Consider the following 4,107-nt stretch of genomic DNA (forward strand, 5'->3'; position numbering starts at 1 on the left):
CTAAAGGGATGAGTAACTTGAAAGTGTTACCTATGTCTTGCTACAAAAGTGTTACCCATGTCCTGAGGCATACAATTAATAAATGTCGCATAACGAACTAGGCTAATCGACGTAGGCTGACCCTGAGTCCCGAATGGGACGTTAGGGACTGGAACGACGCTTGCGTAAGCAAGAGGAGTGCCAGAAGCCTATGTGTCGCAGACCGAGCGAGGCCGCAAGTGCCGAAGCGAAGCGATTCGCCGTTGTTATACGCTTTGGCGAAAGTATTTACTTCCATCTTGATTACGGTTTAAGTATTTAAGATCAATCAAATATCTTCTTAAGAGTGCATAGTCATGGTAGTAAAATGAAAGATATTCGTTAATTTCTTTTTCATTAAAAATATCTGTTTCAGGCAATCCCAGAGCAATATAATTTAAAATTTGGTTTCTTAGATTTTCTTTTCTAGGCCATTCTATTAAAGTGTTTTGGTTAGAAAATAATTTTCTAATAGGTAAGTAATTCTTTAACAATTCCAGGTTTTTAGAATTAAGAAAAATATTTTTTGTTTGAGTGCATGCTAAGAATAGCGAATAATTTTTAATGTTAAAACTTTGTCCATGAATATTCGTTAAGTTTATTTCCGGTTCATTATTTTTTACATTAAAGGAAATAGAATTCAGAATCATTGATCTTGATATTTCGCCTGATTCATTTTTAGAAATTATTAGAAATTTTTTCCAATCAGTGTTTTGATCATATTTAATATCTATTATTTCTTTAATTTCACTATAAATGCAAATGCTATATAGTTTATTTAGATTTTCACTGAGTGAATCTGTGGCATTTTTATATTTTGATAGAAGATTTAAGTATGAATTTGTTACCTCAATTAATGAGTTTGAAATATTGATTTTTTCCATATTTTTTAATTTTAATTAAATTCTATCTTATTGATTCAGTTTTTCGCCATTGCGTATAACGAACTAGACTAACCGACGTAGGCTGGCCCTGAGTCCCGAATGGGACGTTAGGGATTGGCACGACGCTTGCGGAAGCAAGAGGAGTGACAAAAGCCTATGTGTCGTAGACCGAGCGAGGGCGCAAGTCCCGAAGCGAAGCGGTTAGTCGCTGTTATGTGCAGTTGCAGATTATCTAGTAATCTTATTTTAGTAAATATGAAATTTAAATATTCCTGAAATCTGTTTTCTTAAAATAAGTAAGATCTCAAACCATAATCTGTAGGGAATACATCGATTTGATAAATAATTGATTCTTTGTTTGTATTCTTTGGGAGTTTATCAAATTTTAAGTTGAATATTGCATTTCTAATCTCTACGGTTAATGAAAGAGGAAAATTACTACAAATTAATTTTTGATCAACTATTTCACCTGATTTTGAAATCATTAAAATAAATCTGATTGAATCGATAGACGTGATAACTCTTTTTAACGATTTTTTATTCAATTGATTTCTATTGTAAATAGAACTAAAAAGAACATTCAATTGGTTTTGAATTAGTTTTATGGATTTTTTAGCGTAATTTATTTCCTCGACATTTTTATTTTCTAAATCAGTCTTAAAATTAGAAGAATTTAATCGTTTGCCCATTTCATTTAGATCAGAGCATTTTACATATTCTTCAATTGGCTTATTATCACTATCTGAATTTTTACAAATAATAAGCAAGGCCGCCATTATTAAAATAACGGAGCATAGATTTATTTTATAATTTTTATTCATTCATCTAATTAATTTCTGCAATTGCACATAACGAACTAGTATTAACGAAGTTTCCCGCCCTGAGCCTACGTAGTAGGCGTTAGGGTAGCGGGAAATTTGCCGAAGGCCGAACGAGGGCCAGTCCCGAAGTGAAGCGTTAAGACGCTGTTAGTTGCAGTATGCCTTACGAGTAAAAAAGTGTAGGTAAAATGGAATTGGAAGTCCCACCAGAATTCTTCAACAAATGAAGCAAAGTAGATCAAGGAGAGACTTTGATCAACAAGCGTTAAGAGTTAGATATACTGTTAATCCAGAATTCTGTATAAATAAAAAAGTAAAATAAAGAAACCAGACGAGATCGAAATTTAGCATATTGCAACTAACGAACTAGACTAACCGACGTAGGCTGGCCCTGAGTCCCGAATGGGACGTTAGGGATTGGCACGACGCTTGCGTAGGCAAGAGGAGTGACAAAAGCCTATGTGTCGTAGACCGAGCGAGGGCGCAAGTCCCGAAGCGAAGCGGTTAGTCGCTGTTATACGCAGTAAATTTGTAATTAATTGGCTGGTTTTGGTAGTGAAAGTATTAGACAATGAGTAAACCAATAAATCGAAATAATTGGGAAAGAAACTTTGTAATAAGAGAGAAGGTATTTACTGAAAATTTTGCGTTTTTTCTTAAAAACAAAAAGGAAAATTAAATATAATAGGAAAGGTAAGGAAAAATATAAAGTTATTACAAATGTAAGTTTGATATGTTCTATGAATAATAAAAAAATAAATAGGGAGAAGATTAATGATGAATATATGATTCTGAAAACAATTTCCAATTTAAATAAAAAAGTTTTAATTAAAAGATCACGATCTATGACTTGCTTTTGTAAGATTATCAAGGAAGGTGCAAGAAAGTAAAATAGGATATTTTCAAAAGGCGTTATCGCAATACTTATAATTGTAACTAAAATGAAAATGTAATTTGTAATAGATAAAAGTAGAAGTAATTTTATATCATTCTTCCAAATCAAGGTATACATTGAGTATGAAAATAATATATATACTGTGATGAATATAAGGAAAAGTGTATTTATTTTAATATTTAATGTAGAAAATAGTAGGAGAATTAGCATGGTAATGAGCAGTGCTAAATTCTTTAAATTTAGAATTTTCTTTAAGTTTTTAATTAAATTTTTCAAGTTTTAAATCGAATTTAAATTTATTGCGTATAACGAATTAGTGTTAACGAAGTTTCCCGCCCTGAGCCTGCGCAGTAGGCGTTAGGGAAGCGGGAAATTTGCCGTAGGCCGAACGAGGGCGTAAGTCCCGAAGTGAAGCGGTTAGTTGCTGTTATGCGAAGTTTTCGGGCTTGTTGTATGGATTACGCCACGGACGGCGTTCTTTTTCTTCCTGTCTTAGCAGTTTTGACTTTATATTCTTTCACAAGAATGTCAGTTGGAATTCCTAGGTTTTGATTAATTTTTCTAATCATTTCTAAGGTAAGCTTTCGTTTTCGATTTAAGATTTCAGTGGCACGACTTCTTCCACCGATGAGATTTCCCAAATCAACACTTTTCATATTCATGTCATCCATAACAGATTTTAAAGCTTCAATTGGATCTGGATCTTCAATCGGGTAGTGTTTGGTTTCATAAGCATCAACTAAAGTAATTAGTACATCTAGTTTATCGTATTCGGGTGTATTTTTTTTAGCGTCCCAAAGTTTTTCAATCTCAGATAGCGCTTCTAAGTGATCTTTTTGATTCTTAATAGGTTTAATGTTCATTTAAATCACCTCGGCATTGATTTTATCATATTGTTCGTGTGTTCCTATAAATCTAATGAAAACAGTTTGTAGATTGTAATGAACCTTCACAATTAATCTGTATTTGTTTCCATGTATATTGAAAACGATCCTATTATCTTTAAGGAAACTAGCATTTCTGTATTTTTCCTTTATATCAGAAGGAGATTTCCAATTAGCTCTGGAAGTGTCTTTAAACCAAACTTCGATAGGGATTTTAGAGTCAGAGTATTTAGGGATTGAGTAGAAATCCCTTAGAATCTTTCTTGAAATGACCCTCACAAATCAAGTAAACCTTGTTCCCGAATTGGTAACAACTCCTTTTTTGCTTTTTTTAGCGAGCACGGACGCTCGCAACTTTATAAAATTAAGGCGCCCGGAAATTTTCGCATAACGAATTAGTGTTAACGAAGTTTCCCGCCCTGAGCCTGCGCAGTAGGCGTTAGGGAAGCGGGAAATTTGCCGTAGGCCGAACGAGGGCCTGTCCCGAAGTGAAGCGTTAAGACGCTGTTAGTTGCAGTATGCCTTACGAGTAAAAAAGTGTAGGTAAAATGGAACTGGAAGTCCCACCAGAATTCTTCAACAGACGAAGCAAAGTAAATCAAAGA

5 protein-coding genes are annotated in these 4,107 nt (G+C 33.7%); all 5 read right to left on the reverse strand.

Features of this window, described 5'->3' with window-relative positions:
- Positions 1-245 precede the first annotated feature (245 nt).
- Positions 246-902, reverse strand: coding sequence for a DUF2087 domain-containing protein (locus tag EHQ70_RS05770; protein WP_135584419.1), 657 nt, complete (start codon positions 900-902; stop codon positions 246-248).
- Positions 903-1,189: 287 nt separating this feature from the next.
- Positions 1,190-1,723, reverse strand: a complete 534-nt coding sequence (locus EHQ70_RS05775; protein WP_135736255.1) for a hypothetical protein — start codon at positions 1,721-1,723, stop codon at positions 1,190-1,192.
- 1,353 nt (positions 1,724-3,076) lie between these two features.
- A complete protein-coding gene (locus EHQ70_RS05780) occupies positions 3,077-3,481 on the reverse strand; it encodes a helix-turn-helix domain-containing protein (protein ID WP_002974878.1) in 405 nt (134 codons plus the stop codon).
- A complete protein-coding gene (locus tag EHQ70_RS05785) occupies positions 3,482-3,781 on the reverse strand; it encodes a type II toxin-antitoxin system HigB family toxin (RefSeq protein WP_135584423.1) in 300 nt (99 codons plus the stop codon). It abuts the gene before it with no gap.
- 122 nt (positions 3,782-3,903) lie between these two features.
- The coding region (locus EHQ70_RS18620; protein WP_208729506.1) for a hypothetical protein at positions 3,904-4,107 on the reverse strand (204 nt) is incomplete at its 5' end.

This window comes from Leptospira congkakensis, from assembly GCF_004770265.1.
In the GTDB taxonomy this organism is placed as follows: Bacteria; Spirochaetota; Leptospiria; order Leptospirales; family Leptospiraceae; genus Leptospira_A; species Leptospira_A congkakensis.

Excerpts from the sequence above, each read along its gene's own strand:
- EHQ70_RS05770 (WP_135584419.1), bottom strand. The coding sequence starts at position 902 with ATGGAAAAAATCAATATTTCAAACTCATTAATTGAGGTAACAAATTCA.
- EHQ70_RS05775 (WP_135736255.1), bottom strand. The coding sequence starts at position 1,723 with ATGAATAAAAATTATAAAATAAATCTATGCTCCGTTATTTTAATAATG.
- EHQ70_RS05780 (WP_002974878.1), bottom strand. The coding sequence starts at position 3,481 with ATGAACATTAAACCTATTAAGAATCAAAAAGATCACTTAGAAGCGCTA.